Raw genomic sequence first — 17,365 nt, 5'->3', positions numbered from 1 at the left:
TCAGGGCGACTGCAGTTTCTGCAGCAGCGACGCCCGCACTTCCTTCTTGAGCACCTTGCCGACCTTGGAGCGCGGCAGGTCGGCCCACACCTCGACCTGCTTGGGCGCCTTCACGCTGCCGATGCGCGACTTGACGAAGGTCTTGATCGCCTCGGCGTCCACGCTGCGGCCCGCGTGCAGCTGCAGCACGGCCACCACGCGCTCGCCCCACTTCTCGTCGGGCAGGCCGACGACCGCGCTGTCCTGCACGTCGGGGTGCTGCATCAGCACCTGCTCCACCTCGGCGGAGTAGACGTTGAAGCCGCCCGAGATGATCATGTCCTTGGCGCGGTCGACGATGTACAGGAAGCCGTCGGCGTCGAGGTAGCCGATGTCGCCCGTGTGGTGCCAGCCGTGGCGCGAGGCCTCCTGCGTGGCCTTCGGGTCCTTGTAGTAGCCGCGCATCACGAGCGAGCCGCGCACCACGATCTCGCCGCTCTCACCGGTGGGCAGCAAGGCGCCCTCGCCGTTCATGATGCCGACCTGCACCAGCGGCCCGGGCCGCCCCGCCGAGGCCAGGCGCTGGCGCGCCACCGAACCGTCGGCATTGAAGTGGTCGCGCGGCGGCATCATCGAGACCATCATCGGCGCCTCGGTCTGGCCGAAGAGCTGGGCCATGACGGGGCCGATCTTGTCGAGCGCTTCTTCGAGCCGCGCGGCCGACATGGGCGCGGCGCCGTACCAGAAGCACTGCAGCGAATCGCGCTTCGTCTGCGCCAGCGCCGGGTGCTGCAGCAGCATGTAGATCAGCGTCGGCGGCAGGAAGGTGTGGGTGACGCGCCGGCGCTCGATGAGCGCGAGGAACTCGCTCAGGTCGGGCTTGGGCATGATGACCACGCGCCCGCCCAGCGCCATCACGGGCAGGCACAGCACGCCGGCCGCATGCGTGAGCGGCGCGAGCGCCAGGTACACGGGCCGGCCTTCGAACGGGTAGCCCATAAGGGTCAGCGCCGACATGGCCTCCAGGTTGCCGCCCGAGAGCATCACGCCCTTGGGCTGGCCGGTGGTGCCGCCGGTGCCGGCGATCATGGCCACGTCGTCGGGCTGCGCGATGTCGATCGGCGCATCGTCCAGCCCGTCGAGCCATTCGCCCATGGCGGGCGCGAAGGCCTGCCGCTGGTCGAGGCACACCAGCGCCTTCAGCTTCGGCAGCTGCGCGCGCATCTGCTCGACCATCGGCGCGTAGTTGCTGTGGAACACGAGGCAGGCGCAATCGAAGGCGTCGAGCACGAAGGCGTTCTCGCTGGCTTCGTTGCGCGGGTTGATCGGGCACCACACGCCACCGGCGCGCGAAATGCCGAACACCGTGGCGAAGGCCAGGGCGTCGTTGCTCGAGAGCACCGCCACCTTGTCCCCGGGCTGGACGCCCGCGCGCTGCAGGCCGCGCGCCACGCGCCAGCTGATGCGTTGCACCTGGCCGTAGCTCAGGTCGGCGTCGCCCATGGTGAGGCACGGCGAATCGGCGCCCTGCTGGGCGCCTTTGTCGAGGTAGTCGACGAGGCGCATGCGCGTCAGCCCATCCGCGTGAGCACGGGTTCCTGCACCAGCCCGAAGCTGCGCAGCGCCCCCAGCAGCTCGCGATGCCCGAAGGCCTGGCAGCCCGAGGCAAAGCCGGCGCGGCGCGGGGCCTGCTGCAGCAGCGAGGCCGCGGCATAGGCCTGCAGCAGGCCGGTCTGCTTGTAGTTGCAGTTGCCGAAGATCACGCAATGCGCGCGGCCCAGCGGACCGGAGGCATGCACCGAGTCGACCGACTTGTTGATGCGCGGGTTCTCGCGCGGCGGCATGGTGTTCATCACGCCCGCGGCCGTCTGGGCCAGCGCGGCATAGCGGTCTTCGTCGTTCATGCCTTCGGTGGCCTTGAGCGCGGCGGCCACGATCTGCGGCACGCCCAGCATCAGCGGCTTGTTGAAGACGCCGCCGAGCACCTTCACGTTGGCCACGCGCGGGTCGCGCTTGAACCACACCGGGTGAGAGGTGCCGCCCCAGGGCAATGCCAATGCGGCTTCGTGCTGGCCGGGAATCGACAGGTGGTACAGGCCCGCGTCGGGCTGCCACTCGACGTACTGGTTCTGCTCCAGGTAGAAGGCCTTGGACGTGGCCGCGTTCACCAGGATGGTCTGCGTCGACGCGATGGTCGGGCTGCCGCCCCAGAACACCGCGATGTCGAGCGTGTCCAGGCCGGGCGTTTCCAGGCACAGCTGCGCCGCGATTTCGCCGGTGGTGTACATCTGCGCCAGGCCGGGCGAGAGCAGCAGGCCGGCCGCCGCGAACTTGGCACCGTATTTCTGGTCGAGCGTGATGAGCCAGTCTTGCTCGCCGGTGGTGTCGGTGTAGTGGCAACCGGCGGCCAGGCAGGCATCGACCACCTCGGGGCCGAACTTGGCGAACGGGCCCACCGTGTTGAGCACGACCGAGGCGCCGGTGAAGAGCTCGGTGAGCGCTTCAACCGTGTGCGCGACCTCGACCACTTCGTAGTCGGCGGTCTCGATGCCGGGCACGTTCGACTTCATCGCCGCTTCGAGCTTCTCTGCGCTGCGGCCCGCCGCGATGAAGGGGATGTGGTACTCGCGCAGGTACTCGCAGACCAGGCGCCCGGTGTAGCCGGAGGCGCCGTAGACGATGACGGGTTTCTTCTTGCTGCTCATTGTTTCTCTCCTGGTTGGTTGCTCACATGCCCATGCCGCCGTCCACCGCGAGGCCCGCGCCGGTGATGAACCGGGCGGCGTCGGAGCAGAGGAAGACCACCACGTCGGCCATGTCGCCGATCTCGCCGAGGCGGCCCAGCGGCGTCTGGCCGATGACGTCGCCCACGGCGGCCTCGACGCTGGGCGCGAGCCCCGCGGCCACGATGTCGTTGGCGAGCTTCATGCCCATGTCGGTGGGCACGAGGCCGGGGTAGATGCAGTTGACGCGCACGCCGTAGCCCAGTTTGCCGGACTCCATGGCCGCCACGCGCGTGGCACGGTCGACCGCCGACTTGGTCGCCGAGTAACCGGCGATGGCGGGAAAGGCGATGGTGGCCGCGACCGACGCGATGTTGACCACCGCCCCGCCGCCGCCCGCGCTGCCGCCGGGGCGCATGGCGCGAAAGGCGTGCTTCATGCCCAGCAGCGTGCCGGCCACGTTCACGTCGAGCATGCGGCGCAGGTCGTCGCCGTCGACGTCGACCACCAGCGAGGTGATCTCGATGCCGGCGTTGTTGACCAGGATGTCGAAGCCGCCCAGCGCCTTCACCGTGGCCTCGGTGGCAGAGGCCCAGTCGCCGTCCTTCGTGACGTCGAGCGGGACAAAGCCCACCTTCGCCCCTTCGGCGGAGAGCCGCTGTGCGGTCTCGCGGCCCAGATCGGCGAGCACGTCGCCGATCATCACCGACGCACCCGCCTGCGCCAACGCCTGGGCGATGCCCGCGCCGATGCCGCGCGCACCCCCTGTCACCAGGGCCTTGCGCCCCGTCAAGTCGAACTTGGCCATCACTTGTCTCCTGTGGATATGTGTATGAGATGGAGCGGTCATGCTAGGAATCGACTTGACGAGTGTCAAGAATTTTTTTGACGACTGCCCAAATTTCGTAAAATGCCTCTGGAATGCACGTACGAGGGATTTCCCACGCCGCGTGCTATGGTTTGCAATCACCAGGAAACACAGCGGCCGGCACTCTGCGGCCTGGCTAGAAATGACCACTCATTCACGGGTAAAGAAGCACGCCGGGCGGGTGCAGAAGGCACCGGCCGACAAGTTCGAGCAGCGCCGCGCCGAGCTCGGCGAAGCCGCCCTCACCACGCTGGCCACGCTCGGCTACGCGCGCACCAGCCTGCGCGAAATTGCGCAGAACTCCGAGTTCTCGCATGGTGTGCTGCACTACTACTTCAGCGACAAGGTCGACCTCATCGTCTGCAGCGTCAAGCAGTACAAGGCGCGCTGCGTCACGCGCTACGACCACGCAGTCGACACCGCCACGACGTATGACGAGCTCATGGAAGGCTTCCTGCAGAGCCTGGGCGACACGCTGCTTGGCGAAGGCCACGTGCACCGGCTCTGGTACGACCTGCGCTCGCAGGCGCTGTTCGAAGCGGCCTTCCACGACGACGTGGTGCAGATCGACAAGAGCCTCGAAGACATGATCTGGCGCATCATGAGCCGCTTCGCCGAACTCTCGGGGCAAGCCCCCGGCCTGCCGCCCTCGGCCTGCTACGCCCTCTTCGACGGGCTGTTCCTGCAGGCGCTGCTCAAGCACCTCTCGGGCGACACCAAAGCCATCGCCGACATGCAGGCCGACGTGCGGCAATCGATCGAGCGGCTGTTCGCTGCGCCCGTCGCGCCGGCCTCCCGCAAGCGGCGCGCCTGACGCCGCCATGGCGCCGTTCAACACCGCCTACCGGCAGACGCTGCTCGCCGGGCGCCTCACCCTGGGCCTGATGACGCCGCTGGCGCGCCCGCCCGGCGCGATGGCCGACCCCGCGTCCGAACTGCAGCTGGCCCGTCTTGCCGACACGCTCGGCTTTGCCGCGCTGTGGACGCGCGACGTGCCAGTGATGCTGCCCCAGGGCGAAGAGACCGCGGTGCTCGACGAGCCCTTCATCTGGCTCACCGCGCTGGCCGCCGCCACGCAGCGCATCGCGCTCGGCACCGCCGCCGCCGTGCTGCCGCTGCGCCATCCGCTGCACGTGGCCAAGGCCGCGCTCTCGCTCAACCGCCTGTCGAACGACCGCTTCATCCTCGGCCTGGGCTCGGGCGACCGCGAGGCCGAGTTCGCCATCTTCCAGCAGGACATCGCGCTGCGCGGCGACGTCTTCCGCGAACGCTGGAACCTCGTGCGCTCGGCGCTCTCGCCCGATGCGCACGAGCGCGCCGCGCTGCACGAAGCCACCGGCGGCCACGACCTCATGGCGGCGCCCGCCGCGCGCATCGGCATGCTGGTGGTGGGCTCGGCGCGCCAGTCGCTGCAATGGACCGCCGCCCACGCCGACGGCTGGGCCACCTACCACCGCGACGAAGCACGCCAGCAGGGCCGCATCGGCCTGTGGCAGACCGCGCTGCGCGAGCGCGCGGGCGGCGAGGCCAAGCCCTTCGTTCAGTCGTTGCAGCTCGACCTGCTGGACGATGCCGACGCACCCGCCGAGCCCATCGAACTCGGCCTGCGCGCCGGACGCCATGCGCTCGTCGACTACCTCGACCGCATGGAAGACGCCGGCGTCGCCCACGTGCTGCTGAACCTCGCGCGCAGCAGCCGGCGGCCCGCGCAGGACGTGGTCGATGAACTCGGCCGCGAGGTGCTGCCGCGCCTGCAAGGCCATGCGCGCACACCGCCCGCCTGACCCGTGCAGAATCCGGCGCTCGCCGTTGTCGACCTCCTTCCAAGGACTTTCCCCATGACCGATCTCTCGCACTTCCCCATCACGAAGAAATGGCCCGCGCAGCACCCCGAGCGCCTGCAGCTGTACTCGCTGCCCACACCCAACGGCGTGAAGGTGTCGATCCTGCTGGAGGAAACCGGCCTGCCCTACGAGCCGCACCTCGTGAGCTTCGAGACCCAGGACCAGATGTCGCCGGAGTTCCTGTCGCTCAACCCGAACAACAAGATCCCCGCCATCCTCGACCCGAACGGCCCGGGCGGCCAGCCGCTGGCGCTGTTCGAATCGGGCGCGATCCTGCTGTACATCGCAGAAAAGACCGGCCAGTTCATTCCGAAGGACGCGGCGGCCCGCTACGAGACCATCCAGTGGGTGATGTTCCAGATGGGCGGCATCGGCCCGATGTTCGGCCAGCTCGGCTTCTTCAACAAGTTCGCCGGCAAGGACTACGAAGACAAGCGCCCGCGCGACCGCTACGTGGCCGAGTCGAAGCGTCTGCTCGGCGTGCTCGACAAGCACCTCGCCGACCGCGCCTGGATCATGGGTGACAGCTACACCATCGCCGACATCGCCACCTTCCCCTGGGTGCGCAACCTGATCGGCTTCTACGAGGCCGGCGACCTCGTGGGCTTCAGCGAGTTCAAGAACGTCGCGCGCGTGCTCGAGGCCTTCGTGGCGCGGCCCGCCGTGGTGAAGGGCCTGGGCATTCCGAAGCGGGGCTGAGGCCCCGACAACAGCCCCTAGTTCGCGCTCAGGTCCATGAGCATCCGCGACAGCAGATAAAGCCGCGGCACCACGCTCTCGACCTCGGCGTATTCCTCCGGCGTGTGGATGCCGCCACCCACGATGCCGAAGCCATCGAGCACCGGCACGCCGACACCGGCCACGAGGCTCGCGTCGGCGGCGCCGCCGCTGCTCTCGATGGTGAGCTTCTTGCCGATCTCGCCGTAGATGCCCTCGGCCATGCGCACCAGCTTGTCCGACGCGGGCGAGCGCGGCATCGGCGGCAGGCCGCGCACGAGGCGCACACGCACCTCGGTCTCGGGGATGAGCTTGTTCTGCGCGATGCGCGTCAGATCCTTCTCGACGCGGTCGAGCTCCTCGGGCGTGGCGGCGCGCACGTCGCCCTTGGCGCTGGCCGACGCGGGAATCACGTTGGTCGGGCCGTTGGCCGTGAGCACCGTGAAGTTGACGGTGGTCTTCTTGGCCGCATCGGCCACCTTCGACAGCTGCAGCACCTGGTGCGCGACTTCCATCGCGGCGTTGCGGCCCGCCTCGGGCGCGACGCCCGCGTGCGACGCGAGCCCCTTCACCTCGATGAGCGCCGTGGCCGAGCCCTTGCGCTCGACCACGAGGCCGTCGGCCGGGCGCCCCGGCTCGAGGTTCAGCGCCACGTCGTGCTGCTTGGCCACGCGTTCGATGAGCGCGCTGGTGCCGACCGAGCCCGTTTCTTCGTTGGTGTCGATCAGGAAGGTGATCTGGCCGTAGTCCTTGAAACCGATCTTCTGCAGGATCTTCAGCGCCTGCAGGCCGGCCACGACACCGCCCTTGTTGTCCATCACGCCGGGGCCGTAGGCGCGCCCGTCCTTGATGTAGAAGGGCTTGGCCGCGGCCGTGCCGTCCTTGAACACGGTGTCGATGTGGGCCAGGATGAGAATCTTCTTCTTGCCCTGGCCGGTCAGCGTCGCGACCAGGTTGGTGCCCGGGTGCGGTTCGGCGGGAAAGCTCTCGATGCGCGCGTCGAGCTTGCGCAGTTCGTCCGCCACCATCTCGCGCACCTTGGCCAAGCCCTCGGTGTTGGTCGAACCGGAGTCGATGTTGACCATGCGCTCCAGCAGCTGCAGCGTTTCGTCCTTTTGCTGCGTGGCGGCGTCGAGCACGCCCTGGTGCGGCTTCTGGGCCATGGCATTGACGGCGAGCAAGGCACTGGCCAGCACGGCGCCCTGGCAGGCGGCGCGCGTCCATGAACGCGGGGTGGAGCGAAGGTGCATGAGGAAGCCTGTTCTTTCTGTTGTGGAGGTTCGTTCGAAGCGAACCCCACACTAGCACCCGCTTCGCGAACGGGTCAAGCCGCGAGGCTCGGCGCCGGCGCCTCGGTGGCCTGCGCGATGCGCCCGGCCTTCATGTGGACGATGCGGTCGGCCACATGAAAGTAACGGTCGTCGTGCGAGATGACCACCAGCGAGTGCCCCTTGGCGCGCAGCTCTGGCAGCAGCTCGGTGTAGAACAGATGGCGAAAGGCCGGGTCCTGGTCGGCGGCCCATTCGTCGAACACCAGCACCGGCCGGCCTTCGAGGTAAGCATGCACCAGCGCCAGCCGCTTGCGCTGGCCGGTCGAGAGGTCGGTGGTGCTGAAGGCGCCGTCTTTCACCGATACCTTGTGCGCGATCTCCAGGCGCTGCAGGTAGGGCAAGGCGGTTTCGGGCAACGCCTGGTGGCCGCCTTCTTCGCCGGCCACGAGGTCTTCGAACAGATAGAAGTCCGAGAACACGGTGGTGAAGAGCTGGCGGTAGTCGTCGCGCGTCTCGCGCGTCACGGCCTTGCCGTCGAGCAGCAGCTCGCCCGCCACCGGCGCGTAGAGGCCCAGCAGCAGCTTGATGAGCGTGGTCTTGCCCGAACCGTTGTCGCCGACGATGAAGACAATCTCGCGGCGGCCGATGCGCAAATCGACCGGGCCGAGCACGAAGGGCTCCGCGCCCTCCACCGCCGGGAACGCGTAGCGCGCGCCGCGCAGTTCGATGGCGTCGTGCAGCACCGGCGTGGCGGGCGGCGCGTGCAGGTCCAGGTGCGGTTCGGGCGTGGCGAAGCGGGCCGACAGGTCGCCGATGCGCTCGAAGGCCACCTTCGCGCGCCCCAGGTGCGGCAGCGCCGCCACCACCTGGTCGAGCGGCCCCTTCAAAAACAACAGCACCAGCACGAAGCCGCTGAGCACGACCGGCGCGGTGTCGCGGAACGCGGCCCAGCCGAGGATCAGCGCAATCAGCAGGAAGAACAGCGCCGAACCGAAGGACGAGGCGAGCACGAAGATGTTGATGGCACGCCGGTTGATGTCGTGGATGCGTTCCACCGTGTGCGCCACCTGCTGCTCGTACACCTTGGCGCGGCGCGCGCGGTGCATGCGCAGCTCCTTCGCGCCTTCGCTGATACCGCGGTAGGCCTTGTGCAGCGCCTCTTCCTGCTCGCGCGCCTTGAAGAAACCCGAGATGCCGCGCGCATGCGCCAGGCTCTGCACGGTGATGCCCACGAGCAGCGCCCCCAGCAGCAGGCCGAACAGCGGCGGCGAAAGCCACGCCAGGTAACCCAGGCAACCAAGGGAAACGGCCAGCGCGATCATGGTCGAGGCCAGCATGAAGGCCACGTCGCTGATCATGTCGACGTCCTGCGTGAGCACGGGCATCAGGCGGTGCATGCGGTAACGCTCGAGCGCATCGATCGGCGCTGCGAGGATCTTCAGCGCCAGGCTCTTGCGCACTTGCGCCACGAGCCGCTGGCCGACCACGTTGTTCGACATGTCGGAGGTGGCGCGCCCGACCAGCGCCACCACGCACAGGCCGATGAAGGTCAGCAGCAGCCCGCCGGCCAGGCCGCCGGGGCGATGCAGCACCTGGTTGATGGTCGCCAGCAGCGCGACGGTCGCGATGCCCGCGCCGATGCCGGTCACGGTCGACAGCGCGATCCACGGGAAGTAGGGCCGCAACAGCCGGACGAGTTCGGACGCGGGGGCGCTGGCGGGTGTGAGGTTCATGCGGCGGACGGTTCGTTGCTAAGGGAGACGGGCTCCCTGCAATGACGTTCGGCGCGCCTGCTTGTTTAGCAGGAAGGCGCGGCGCCTATTGCAGCAGCGGCTGCGCCCCCGCCTCGCGCGCGGCCTCCACCACCGAGGCGCCCGCCAGCGCCCACAGCGTCAGGGCCTCGTCGAGCGCGCGCACGTGGCCCGGGTCCTGGCCGAGCCAGGCCACGAGCTGCTCGGCGCGCTCGGGCGACGGTGCGTCGTGCAGCTCGCGAAAAAGCCGCCAGGCCATGCTGAAGGCCGGATCGGAGGGACGGTGTCTCGGGAAGCTCATGGGGATTCGCACGCCTGCACTGCTGTCGATGAGTGAGTAGACGCTCCGTGGGGCAGGCTGTTTAGGCACGGGCCTCGTGCGGACTAAATTTCTGGCCCGCCGGCGCGTCTTCTGCTGCATGCCTGTGCGCCTTCTTCCTCACGCCACCTTCGGCCCCGCCCCGTGATCCCGCTGCTCGCGCCGATCTTCCAGGGCGAGTGGGCGCCCTACGGCGAAACGCTGGCCTGCGCCCCGCACCCGCCGCCCGATGCCGTGCGCGTGGCCGACCTGCTGGCCGATCCGCCGCGCCTGCTGGCGCTGCTGCGCCTGAAGGCACGCACGCTGAACATGCCGGAGCGCGACCTGCGCGCCGTCGCGTCCGCCTGGAGCATGAACTACCTGCACGCGCTGTTGCCGCCCATGGCCGCCGCCGCGAGCCTGCTGCAGCACGGCTTTCCGGTCACGCCCGAACAGGTGTGGGTGTCGCTCGACGACGCAGACGGCGACCCGGAGTGCTTCCACATCGTCGAGCTCGGCACGCCGCGCCCCGGCACCGATACGGCCGCGCGCTACGACGTGCTGCTGTGGACGCACCTGGCGCCCTTGTTCGCGCGGCTGACCCAGCTCACGCGGCTGGCGCCCAAGATCCTCTGGGGCAACGCCGTGCGCTACCTCGAGCCGGTGCTGGAAGAAGGCCTGCGCATGAGCGGCCAGGCGCCGGCCGTGACCGCCGACCTCGAGCACCTGCTGCACCGCCCGACCTGGCCGCAGCCGTGCGGCGAGGCGCGCGACAACCCGATGTTCATGCCCGCGCGCCGCGGTGTGCGCGTGGCCGACCGCAGCGCCCCGCCGGTCACGCTGCACCGCCAGTGCTGCCTCTACTACCTCGTGCCGCGGCTGGGCTACTGCGGCGCGTGTCCGCTCTCGCCCGAGTTCGAGCGGGAGCGCTGTGCAAGCACCGCCGACTAAACATCCGGCCGCAGCCCGCGTCTTCCTTCTGCATCCCACACATCGACCACACCCCGGAGGTTTTGCTTGACCGCCCACGACACTGCATGGCGCTTTCACGCGCATCCCGAAGGCCGGGTGCTGGACGTCCGGCTGGAAGGCACCGCGCTCAAGGTGACGCCGCACGACGGCGACCGCCACGGCAGCACCTGGGCCCTGCGCGCGCAGCCCGGCACGCCGCGCCTCGAATGGCTGGGCGCCTGCGCGGGCGAGCCTGACGAAGCGCACCTGCTGGCGGCGATCGAGGCGACCTTTCAGCGCCACCCGGCCGCACGGCAGCTCGCGCTGCAATCACCGCTGCCGACCGGCACGCGTCTGGTGGACGCAGGCATCGTCACGCCGGCCGAGGGCGCGCTGCCCACGGTCGCGCGCGAGGCCTTCTGGCAATGGCCGCGCGCCTGGCTGCCGCAGCCGCGCGAGCCCTTCGCGCAGCGCTTCGTCGTCACGCAGGGCAAGCGCCATCCGCTGCGCCCCGCCAAGCCGCAGGGCACGGTGTACCGCCGCCACATCCCGTGGCTGAACCAGACGCTCACGCTCGACACGGTCGACATCGAACGCGACCTGCCCGCCTTCCATCGCTGGATGAACGATCCCGTGGTCGCCCATTTCTGGGAAGAGGAAGGCGACCTCGCGCGCCACCGCCAGTACCTCGAAGGCATTGCGGCCGACCCGCGCGTGACCGGCCTCGTCGGCCGCTTCGATGGCGAGGCCTTCGGCTACTTCGAGGCCTACTGGGCCAAGGAAGACCGCATCGCGCCCTTCTACGACGCGGCCGACCACGACCGCGGCTGGCATGCGCTGGTGGGCGAGGCGCGCTTTCGCGGCAAGCCCTTTCTCACGGCCTGGATGCCGTCGGTGTCGCACTACCTCTTCCTGGACGACCCGCGCACGCAGCGCCTGGTGATCGAGCCGCGCGCCGACAACGAAAAAATGATCCGGAGCCTGGGCCGCTGCGGCTACGCCCATGTGAAGGAGTTCGACTTTCCGCACAAGCGCGCCCTGCTGGGCGTGCTGTGGCGCGAGCGTTTCTTCGGCGAGGCGCTGTGGATTCCGCGCGCCGACCCCACCGCCGCTTCGCCGGCCCCGGCTCGTCGACACGAGCCATCCCTGGAGGACATCCATGCAAATCCATGACCTGATCGGCGTCGGCTTCGGCCCGTCCAACATCGCGCTGGCCATCGCGCTCGACGAGAAGCGCCAGAAGGGCCACTTCGTCGATGCGCTGTTCATCGAGAAGCAGCCGGGCTTCGTCTGGCACCGCAACATGCTGCTGGACAACGCGCACATGCAGATCTCGTTCCTGAAGGACCTGGCCACGCTGCGCAATCCGTCCAGCCGCTTCACCTTCCTGAACTACCTGCACGAGAAACAGCGCCTGCAGGACTTCATCAACCTCAAGACCTTCTTCCCGAGCCGCCACGAGTTCAACGACTACCTGGGCTGGGCCGCGGCGCAGTTCGAAGACCGCTGCGCCTACGGCGAGGCCGTGTTCGAGGTGGTGCCCGAGATGAAGGGCAACGAGGTCTCGCTGCTGCGCGTGCGCTCGCGCGATGCCAACGGCGCGGTGCGCGAGCGCCTGGCGCGCAACCTGGTGGTGAGCGTGGGCGGCGTGGCCAACATCCCGGCGCGCTTCCAGCCCCTGCGCGACGACGGCCGCGTGTTCCATTCGAGCACCTACCTGGAGGCCATCGCCCGCCACCCCGGCGCCGACCGCATCGCCATCGTGGGCGCGGGCCAGAGCGCGGCCGAGATCTTCATGGACCTGCAGTCGCACCCGGCCAAGCCGCAGGTCGACCTGATCATGCGGGCGCGCTCCATCAAGCCCTCGGACGACAGCCCGTTCGTGAACGAGATCTTCAACACCGACTTCACCGACTTCGTGTTCAACCGCTCGGTGAACGAGCGCGCCAAGCTGCTCGAGGAGTTCTGGCACACCAACTACGCCGCGCCCGACCTGGAGCTGATCCAGCAGATCTTCAACGTGTTCTACCGCCAGCGCGTGGCCGGCTCGGCGCGCCACAGCTTCCTGCGGCGGCACGAGGTGTCGGCCGTGCGCGCCGCGCAGGACGGCATCCACCTGTCGCTGCACGACCTGAACACCGGCGCGCGCCACGACAAGGCCTACGACGCCGTGGTGCTCGCCACCGGCTACGCGCGCGACGCGCACCGCACGCTGCTGGCACCGCTGGCGCCCTACCTGGGCGATTTCTCGGTCGACCGCGACTACCGCGTGCAGGGCACGCCGGCGCTGCGCCCGGGCATCTTCCTGCAGGGCGCCTGCGAGACCAGCCACGGCCTGAGCGACACGCTGCTGTCGGTCACCGCCATCCGCTCCGACGAGATCGGGCAGGCGCTGCTGAACGCCACGCCGCGGCACACGGCGCAGGCGCCACAGGTGCCGGCCGCAGAGCGCCCCGCCCACGCCGCGCCCGTGGTCTAGCCACGGAAACGCAAGGCTTCGGTGCTACACTCAATAAGAATAGTTCTTATTCACCCCATCCCCGGGGTCACCGAAGCCAGCGCCCTCGCCTCCTCTTCACCGGCGCGCACCAGCCATCGGCCCAGGGGTCCTTTGTCGATGCTTGCGAGAAGGCGACCGGATGCGCGACCTCGTCCAGGAACTTGTGTCTCACTACGCGGACTTGCGCCGGCAGCTCACGCGCGACCTGCGCGACCCGCACCATGCGGCCGACATCGCGCAGTCGAGCTTCGAGCGCGTGTACACGCACACGCTCGGCCTGCGTGACGGCGCCGCCATCGAGTCGCCGCGCGCCCTGCTGTTCCGCGTGGCGCGCAACCTGTGCATCGACGAAGCCCGCCACCGCAAGGTGGCGCAGGAGTGGGCCGTCTCGCATGCCGTCGTGGGCACGCACCTCACGGCCCCCTCGTCCGAATACGTCGTGGCGCAGCACCGTGTGCTGCGCCGCGTGGTGGAAACCATGGAACAGCTGCCGCCGCGCCGGCGCGAGGTGTTCCTGCTGTTCCGCGCCTATGGCCACTCGCGCGCCGAGATCGCGCAGCGCCTGGGCATCACCGAGATGGCGGTCGCCAAGCACCTGCTGCGCGCCACCATCGACTGCTCGCGCGTGTTCGCCGAGCTGCGCCATGAACTGATCGAGCCGCAGGCGGTGAACAGCCACGCGGGCTTCGACACCGCACTGGCCGAAGACTTTTCATGAGCCGTGCGGCCACAGCGGTCGTTCCGCGTGAACGGCTGATCGAACGCGCGCTCGCGCTCATCGTCGAGGACGAGATCGCGCCGCCGAGCCCGGCCGCCAACAGCGCCCGGCTCGCGCTCGACCAGTGGCGCACGCGCTCGCCCGAACACGCCGCCGCCGTGCGCGAGGCGCGCGAGCGCTGGAACGCCCTGGGCGGCATGGCCGACGACCTGCGCGCGCACTTCGACGAGCCCGTGCCCGCACCGGCCCCACGCCACCCCTCGCGCCGCAAGATGCTGCTGTCGGTCGCCGGGCTGCTCGGCGCCGGCGTGGTCGCCGGGCGCGGCGTGCAGTGGTACTGGCAGCAGCCCGTGTTCCAGGCGGCCTACCGCACGCCGAACGCGCGGATGCTCAAGGTCACGCTGGCCGATGCCGCCGATGCCTCGGCCGGCAGCCGCCTCGACCTCGCGCCCCAGAGCGCCGTCGACGTCACGCTCTACCGCCGCCGCCGCATGATCGACATGGCACGCGGCGAGGTCCGCTTCGACGTCGCCCCCGACGCCGAGCGGCCCTTCGTGGTGCGCACGCGCGAGGCGATCATCGAAGTCGTCGGTACCGCCTTCACCGTGCGCGACCGCGGCGGCCCGATCACCGTGGGCGTCGAGCACGGCCATGTGCGCGTGCAGGTGCTGCGCCAGGCCGGCACCGAACGCAGCGGCGAAGTGGTCGACCTGCGCGCCGGCGACATGCTCGAGGTGCGCGACGGCCACGCCGACCCAGTGCGCCAGGCCGACACCGCCGCCCTCTCGGCCTGGCGCGACGGCTGGCTGGTGTTCGACAACACGCCGCTGGGCGACGCGCTGGCCGCGGTCAACAGCTACCGCAGCGCGCCCATCGTCGGCGCCGACGCCCGCATCGACGCAATGCGGCTCTCCGGGCGCTTTCGCACCAACGACTCGGCCGGCCTGCTCGACGCGCTGCCGGCCATCCTGCCGCTGGTGGCGGTGGCCCGGCCCGACGGCAGCGTGCACCTGCAGGCGCGCTGACCTCAGTGCGCCCGCCGGCGCGCCGCTCCCTTTTCCCGCTCGTTTTCGGCCCGCATCGACGCGGCGGCCCATGGCGTGTCACGGGCCTGTCTCTCTTTTTCGAGTTCAAACGTCTTACATCCAGAAGCACCCCGCATCCGATCGACGGCTGCGGCGCGCCCCCGTTTCATGCCGCACCGATTTATTTGTCTGGAGCCTTCACCCATGCGTTTCTCGCCTCGCCACCGACTCCTGAGCGCCGCGCTTGCCGCTGCCTTCGGAACTGCCCTTGCCAGCTGGAGCGGCCTCGCCGCCGCCCAGGGCACCGACCAGGCCGCCGCCCCAGCGCGCGACATCAACGTGCCCGCCCAGCCGCTGGGCGCCGCGCTCAACGAGCTGTCGCGCCAGACCGGCGTGCAGGTGCTCGCCGCGGGTGACGTGGTCTCGGGCCTGGCCACTCCGGCGGTGTCGGGCCGCCTGAGCTTCCAGCAGGCGCTCGACCGCCTGTTGGCCGGCAGCGGCCTCGTGGCGGTGCGCAACGGCCCCACGCGCGTCACCATCCAGCGCCAATCTACGGCCGGCGCTTCCACGCTGCCGGCCGTGACCGTGGCCGCGCAGGCCGCCACCGACGGCACCACCGAAGGCACGGGCTCGTACACCACGCGCGCCGCCGCCGGCGCCACGCGCATGGACCTGTCGCTGCGCGAGACGCCGCAGTCGGTCAGCGTCATCGGCCGCCAGCAGATCGACGACCAGAACCTCGTCACCCTCGAAGACGTGCTGCGCCAGACGCCCGGCATCGTGGCCGACCGCAACGACGAGCGCGTGACCTTCTCCTCGCGCGGCTTCGCCCTGAGCACCATGATCGACGGCGTGCCCACGCTGGGCTTCAACAGCGTGGCTGGCGAGTCGAGCATGATCAGCACCGCCTTCTACGACCGCGTCGAGGTGATCCGCGGCGCGGCCGGCCTGCTCAACGGCGTGGGCTCGCCCGGCGGCGCCATCAACCTCGTGCGCAAGCGCCCGACCTCCGAGTTCGCCGGCCACATCTCGGGCGGCATCGGCAGCTGGAGCCGCTACAACGCCGAGATCGACGTGGGCGGCCCCCTCAACGCCGACGGCAGCGTGCGCGGGCGCTTCATGGCCTCGCGCACCGACGGCAAGAGCTTCATCGAGAACAAGAAGCGCAGCGAAGACGCGCTGTACGGCATTCTCGAAGTCGACCTCGCGGCGGGCTCGCGCCTGTCGGTGGGCTTCGAGCACCAGAAGACCGCCATCGACGGCGCCAACTACGGCCAGAGCCCGCTGTTCTTCAGCAACGGCCAACGCACCAACCTGCCACGCTCGTTCAACTCCAGCGCCCCGTGGAGCTACTGGGACATGTACTCCGACAAGCTGTTCGCCAACCTCGACCAGCGCCTGGGCGCGGGCTGGCAGCTGAAGGTGGACGCCAGCTACCTCAAGAGCAAGCGCGAGCGCGCCTCGGGCGACCTGAGCATCTACCGCGCGATCAACGCGCGCACCGGCACCTCCACCATCGACATCCGCGAGAACCCCGCCGAAGGCGCCAACAAGGCCCTCGACGTGCACCTGAAGGGCCCGTTCGAGGCCTTCGGCCAGACGCACGAGGCCGTGGTGGGCATGAGCTACAACACCTACGACGCCACGGTCTACACGCGTGGCGCCGTGCCGCGCATGATCGACCGCCGGCCGCTGAACTTCTACCAGCTGCAGAGCTTCCCCGAGCCGACCTCCTTCTCGTACCCGCTGTACACGGCGCCGCTGAACACCACCGAGAAAGCCATCTACGCCTCGACCCGCCTGAAGCTGGCCGAGCCGCTGTCGCTCATCGTCGGCGCGCGCGGCACCTGGTACAAGTCCGATGCGTCCACGCTCGACTGGACCACCTGGCGGCGCACCGGCGTGAGTTCGATGCGCGAGAACGGCGTGGTCACGCCCTACCTGGGCGTGGTGTTCGACGTGAGCAAGGAACTCTCGCTGTACGGCAGCTACACCGACATCTTCCAGCCCAACACGGTGCGCGACCGCAACAACTCGCTCATCGCGCCGCAGCGCGGCAAGAACATCGAGCTGGGCCTGAAGGGCGAGCATTTCGGCGGCAAGCTCAACACCAGCGCCGCGATCTTCAAGACGCGCGAGACCAACCTGGCCGTGATCGACACCGGCGCCGGCTCGCTGCTGCCCGACGGCGGCATTCCGTACCGCGCGGTGCAGGGCGCCAAGAGCAAGGGCTTCGAGCTCACCGCCGCCGGCGAAGTGCTGCCGGGCCTGCAGATGCTCGCGGGCTACACCTACCACGCCAAGCGCGACGCCGACGGCGTGCTGCTGAACCCGCAGTACCCGCGCCGCCTGTTCCGGGTGGCCACCAGCTACCGCCTGCCGGGCGAGTGGAGCAAGCTCACCGTCGGCGGCAGCGTGAGCTACCAGAGCGGCATCTACTACGACGAGTTCAACGAACTGGGCCGCGCCTCGCAAGGCGGCCTGACGCTGTTCGGCCTGATGGCGCGCTACGACATCAACAACCGCCTGAGCGCCTCGCTGCACATCGAGAACCTCGGCGACAAGCGCTACTACAACGGCCTGGGCGCCTACAACGGCTACACGCAGGGCAACCCGCGCAACGCCTGGCTGAAGCTCAGCTACAAGCTCTGACACGCACCAACGAACTGAAATAGGGCGGCACCGGCAGAAGGGTGCCCTTGACGCACGACCCGGCTTCC

General features: G+C 69.5%; 15 protein-coding genes. 9 read left to right on the top strand and 6 right to left on the bottom strand.

The genetic code is table 11. The features are described 5' to 3' along the window. The 3 genes from ACAM52_RS04400 to ACAM52_RS04390 are packed head-to-tail and all read right to left on the bottom strand — an operon-like array spanning nt 1 to nt 3,510. Nucleotides 1-1,545 (bottom strand): long-chain fatty acid--CoA ligase, encoded by a 1,545-nt coding sequence (locus ACAM52_RS04400; protein ID WP_369646234.1) that lies wholly within the window; start codon nt 1,543-1,545, stop codon nt 1-3. A 5-nt stretch (nt 1,546-1,550) separates the two neighbouring features. Beyond that, complete coding sequence (locus ACAM52_RS04395; protein WP_062469831.1) at nt 1,551-2,684, bottom strand: DUF5938 domain-containing protein; 1,134 nt, start codon at nt 2,682-2,684, stop codon at nt 1,551-1,553. Nucleotides 2,685-2,706: 22 nt separating this feature from the next. After that, on the bottom strand, nt 2,707-3,510 hold the full coding sequence (locus ACAM52_RS04390; protein ID WP_369646233.1) for an SDR family NAD(P)-dependent oxidoreductase: 804 nt from the start codon (nt 3,508-3,510) through the stop codon (nt 2,707-2,709). A 202-nt stretch (nt 3,511-3,712) separates the two neighbouring features. Between ACAM52_RS04390 and ACAM52_RS04385 the strand changes: the two genes are divergently transcribed. The 3 genes from ACAM52_RS04385 to ACAM52_RS04375 are packed head-to-tail and all read left to right on the top strand — an operon-like array spanning nt 3,713 to nt 6,113. Then, nucleotides 3,713-4,384 (top strand): TetR/AcrR family transcriptional regulator, encoded by a 672-nt coding sequence (locus ACAM52_RS04385; protein WP_139702901.1) that lies wholly within the window; start codon nt 3,713-3,715, stop codon nt 4,382-4,384. Nucleotides 4,385-4,391: 7 nt separating this feature from the next. Continuing rightward, nucleotides 4,392-5,354, top strand: coding sequence for a TIGR03571 family LLM class oxidoreductase (locus ACAM52_RS04380; RefSeq protein ID WP_307637853.1), 963 nt, complete (start codon nt 4,392-4,394; stop codon nt 5,352-5,354). 54 nt (nt 5,355-5,408) lie between these two features. Further along, nucleotides 5,409-6,113 (top strand): glutathione S-transferase N-terminal domain-containing protein, encoded by a 705-nt coding sequence (locus ACAM52_RS04375; RefSeq protein WP_369646232.1) that lies wholly within the window; start codon nt 5,409-5,411, stop codon nt 6,111-6,113. Between the two features lie 17 nt (nt 6,114-6,130). On the opposite strand, the gene ACAM52_RS04370 is transcribed toward ACAM52_RS04375, so the two are convergent. The 3 genes from ACAM52_RS04370 to ACAM52_RS04360 form a co-directional block, all read right to left on the bottom strand. Beyond that, nucleotides 6,131-7,294 (bottom strand): glutamate carboxypeptidase, encoded by a 1,164-nt coding sequence (locus tag ACAM52_RS04370; RefSeq protein WP_369647694.1) that lies wholly within the window; start codon nt 7,292-7,294, stop codon nt 6,131-6,133. Nucleotides 7,295-7,455: 161 nt separating this feature from the next. After that, on the bottom strand, nt 7,456-9,135 hold the full coding sequence (locus ACAM52_RS04365; RefSeq protein WP_369646231.1) for a cyclic peptide export ABC transporter: 1,680 nt from the start codon (nt 9,133-9,135) through the stop codon (nt 7,456-7,458). An 85-nt stretch (nt 9,136-9,220) separates the two neighbouring features. Next, a complete protein-coding gene (locus tag ACAM52_RS04360) occupies nt 9,221-9,454 on the bottom strand; it encodes a hypothetical protein (protein ID WP_062469860.1) in 234 nt (77 codons plus the stop codon). 162 nt (nt 9,455-9,616) lie between these two features. Between ACAM52_RS04360 and fhuF the strand changes: the two genes are divergently transcribed. The 6 genes from fhuF to ACAM52_RS04330 all read left to right on the top strand — a co-directional run bounded on the left by fhuF (nt 9,617) and on the right by ACAM52_RS04330 (nt 17,297). Beyond that, complete coding sequence (gene fhuF / locus ACAM52_RS04355) at nt 9,617-10,402, top strand: siderophore-iron reductase FhuF (RefSeq protein WP_369646230.1); 786 nt, start codon at nt 9,617-9,619, stop codon at nt 10,400-10,402. Nucleotides 10,403-10,468: 66 nt separating this feature from the next. Further along, complete coding sequence (locus tag ACAM52_RS04350; RefSeq protein ID WP_369646229.1) at nt 10,469-11,575, top strand: GNAT family N-acetyltransferase; 1,107 nt, start codon at nt 10,469-10,471, stop codon at nt 11,573-11,575. Next, entirely contained in the window at nt 11,562-12,881 is a 1,320-nt protein-coding gene (locus ACAM52_RS04345) for a lysine N(6)-hydroxylase/L-ornithine N(5)-oxygenase family protein (RefSeq protein ID WP_369646228.1), read from the top strand. The genes ACAM52_RS04350 and ACAM52_RS04345 overlap by 14 nt, the downstream gene beginning before the upstream one ends. Nucleotides 12,882-13,041: 160 nt before the next feature. Continuing rightward, entirely contained in the window at nt 13,042-13,620 is a 579-nt protein-coding gene (locus ACAM52_RS04340; RefSeq protein WP_070062439.1) for an RNA polymerase sigma factor, read from the top strand. Then, nucleotides 13,617-14,645 carry a FecR family protein gene (locus ACAM52_RS04335; RefSeq protein ID WP_369646227.1) on the top strand — a complete coding sequence of 343 codons (1,029 nt, stop codon included), beginning with the start codon at nt 13,617-13,619 and terminating at the stop codon, nt 14,643-14,645. Before ACAM52_RS04340 ends, ACAM52_RS04335 begins: the two co-directional genes overlap by 4 nt. Before the next feature lie 204 nt (nt 14,646-14,849). Then, nucleotides 14,850-17,297, top strand: coding sequence for a TonB-dependent siderophore receptor (locus ACAM52_RS04330; RefSeq protein WP_369646226.1), 2,448 nt, complete (start codon nt 14,850-14,852; stop codon nt 17,295-17,297). Nucleotides 17,298-17,365 lie beyond the last annotated feature (68 nt).

The organism is Variovorax sp. V118 (assembly GCF_041154445.1).
GTDB classification, from domain to species: Bacteria; Pseudomonadota; Gammaproteobacteria; order Burkholderiales; family Burkholderiaceae_C; genus Variovorax; species Variovorax boronicumulans.
This window is presented reverse-complemented; position numbering and strand designations above follow the sequence as displayed.

What these genes read in the sequence shown, in the direction of transcription:
- ACAM52_RS04360 (WP_062469860.1), bottom strand. Translation starts at nt 9,454, where the DNA reads ATGAGCTTCCCGAGACACCGTCCCTCCGATCCGGCCTTCAGCATGGCC.
- ACAM52_RS04380 (WP_307637853.1), top strand. Translation starts at nt 4,392, where the DNA reads ATGGCGCCGTTCAACACCGCCTACCGGCAGACGCTGCTCGCCGGGCGC.
- ACAM52_RS04330 (WP_369646226.1), top strand. Translation starts at nt 14,850, where the DNA reads ATGCGTTTCTCGCCTCGCCACCGACTCCTGAGCGCCGCGCTTGCCGCT.
- ACAM52_RS04375 (WP_369646232.1), top strand. Translation starts at nt 5,409, where the DNA reads ATGACCGATCTCTCGCACTTCCCCATCACGAAGAAATGGCCCGCGCAG.
- ACAM52_RS04365 (WP_369646231.1), bottom strand. Translation starts at nt 9,135, where the DNA reads ATGAACCTCACACCCGCCAGCGCCCCCGCGTCCGAACTCGTCCGGCTG.
- ACAM52_RS04335 (WP_369646227.1), top strand. Translation starts at nt 13,617, where the DNA reads ATGAGCCGTGCGGCCACAGCGGTCGTTCCGCGTGAACGGCTGATCGAA.
- ACAM52_RS04370 (WP_369647694.1), bottom strand. Translation starts at nt 7,294, where the DNA reads ATGGCCCAGAAGCCGCACCAGGGCGTGCTCGACGCCGCCACGCAGCAA.
- ACAM52_RS04400 (WP_369646234.1), bottom strand. Translation starts at nt 1,545, where the DNA reads ATGCGCCTCGTCGACTACCTCGACAAAGGCGCCCAGCAGGGCGCCGAT.
- ACAM52_RS04340 (WP_070062439.1), top strand. Translation starts at nt 13,042, where the DNA reads ATGCGCGACCTCGTCCAGGAACTTGTGTCTCACTACGCGGACTTGCGC.
- ACAM52_RS04395 (WP_062469831.1), bottom strand. Translation starts at nt 2,684, where the DNA reads ATGAGCAGCAAGAAGAAACCCGTCATCGTCTACGGCGCCTCCGGCTAC.
- ACAM52_RS04390 (WP_369646233.1), bottom strand. Translation starts at nt 3,510, where the DNA reads ATGGCCAAGTTCGACTTGACGGGGCGCAAGGCCCTGGTGACAGGGGGT.
- ACAM52_RS04345 (WP_369646228.1), top strand. Translation starts at nt 11,562, where the DNA reads ATGCAAATCCATGACCTGATCGGCGTCGGCTTCGGCCCGTCCAACATC.
- ACAM52_RS04385 (WP_139702901.1), top strand. Translation starts at nt 3,713, where the DNA reads ATGACCACTCATTCACGGGTAAAGAAGCACGCCGGGCGGGTGCAGAAG.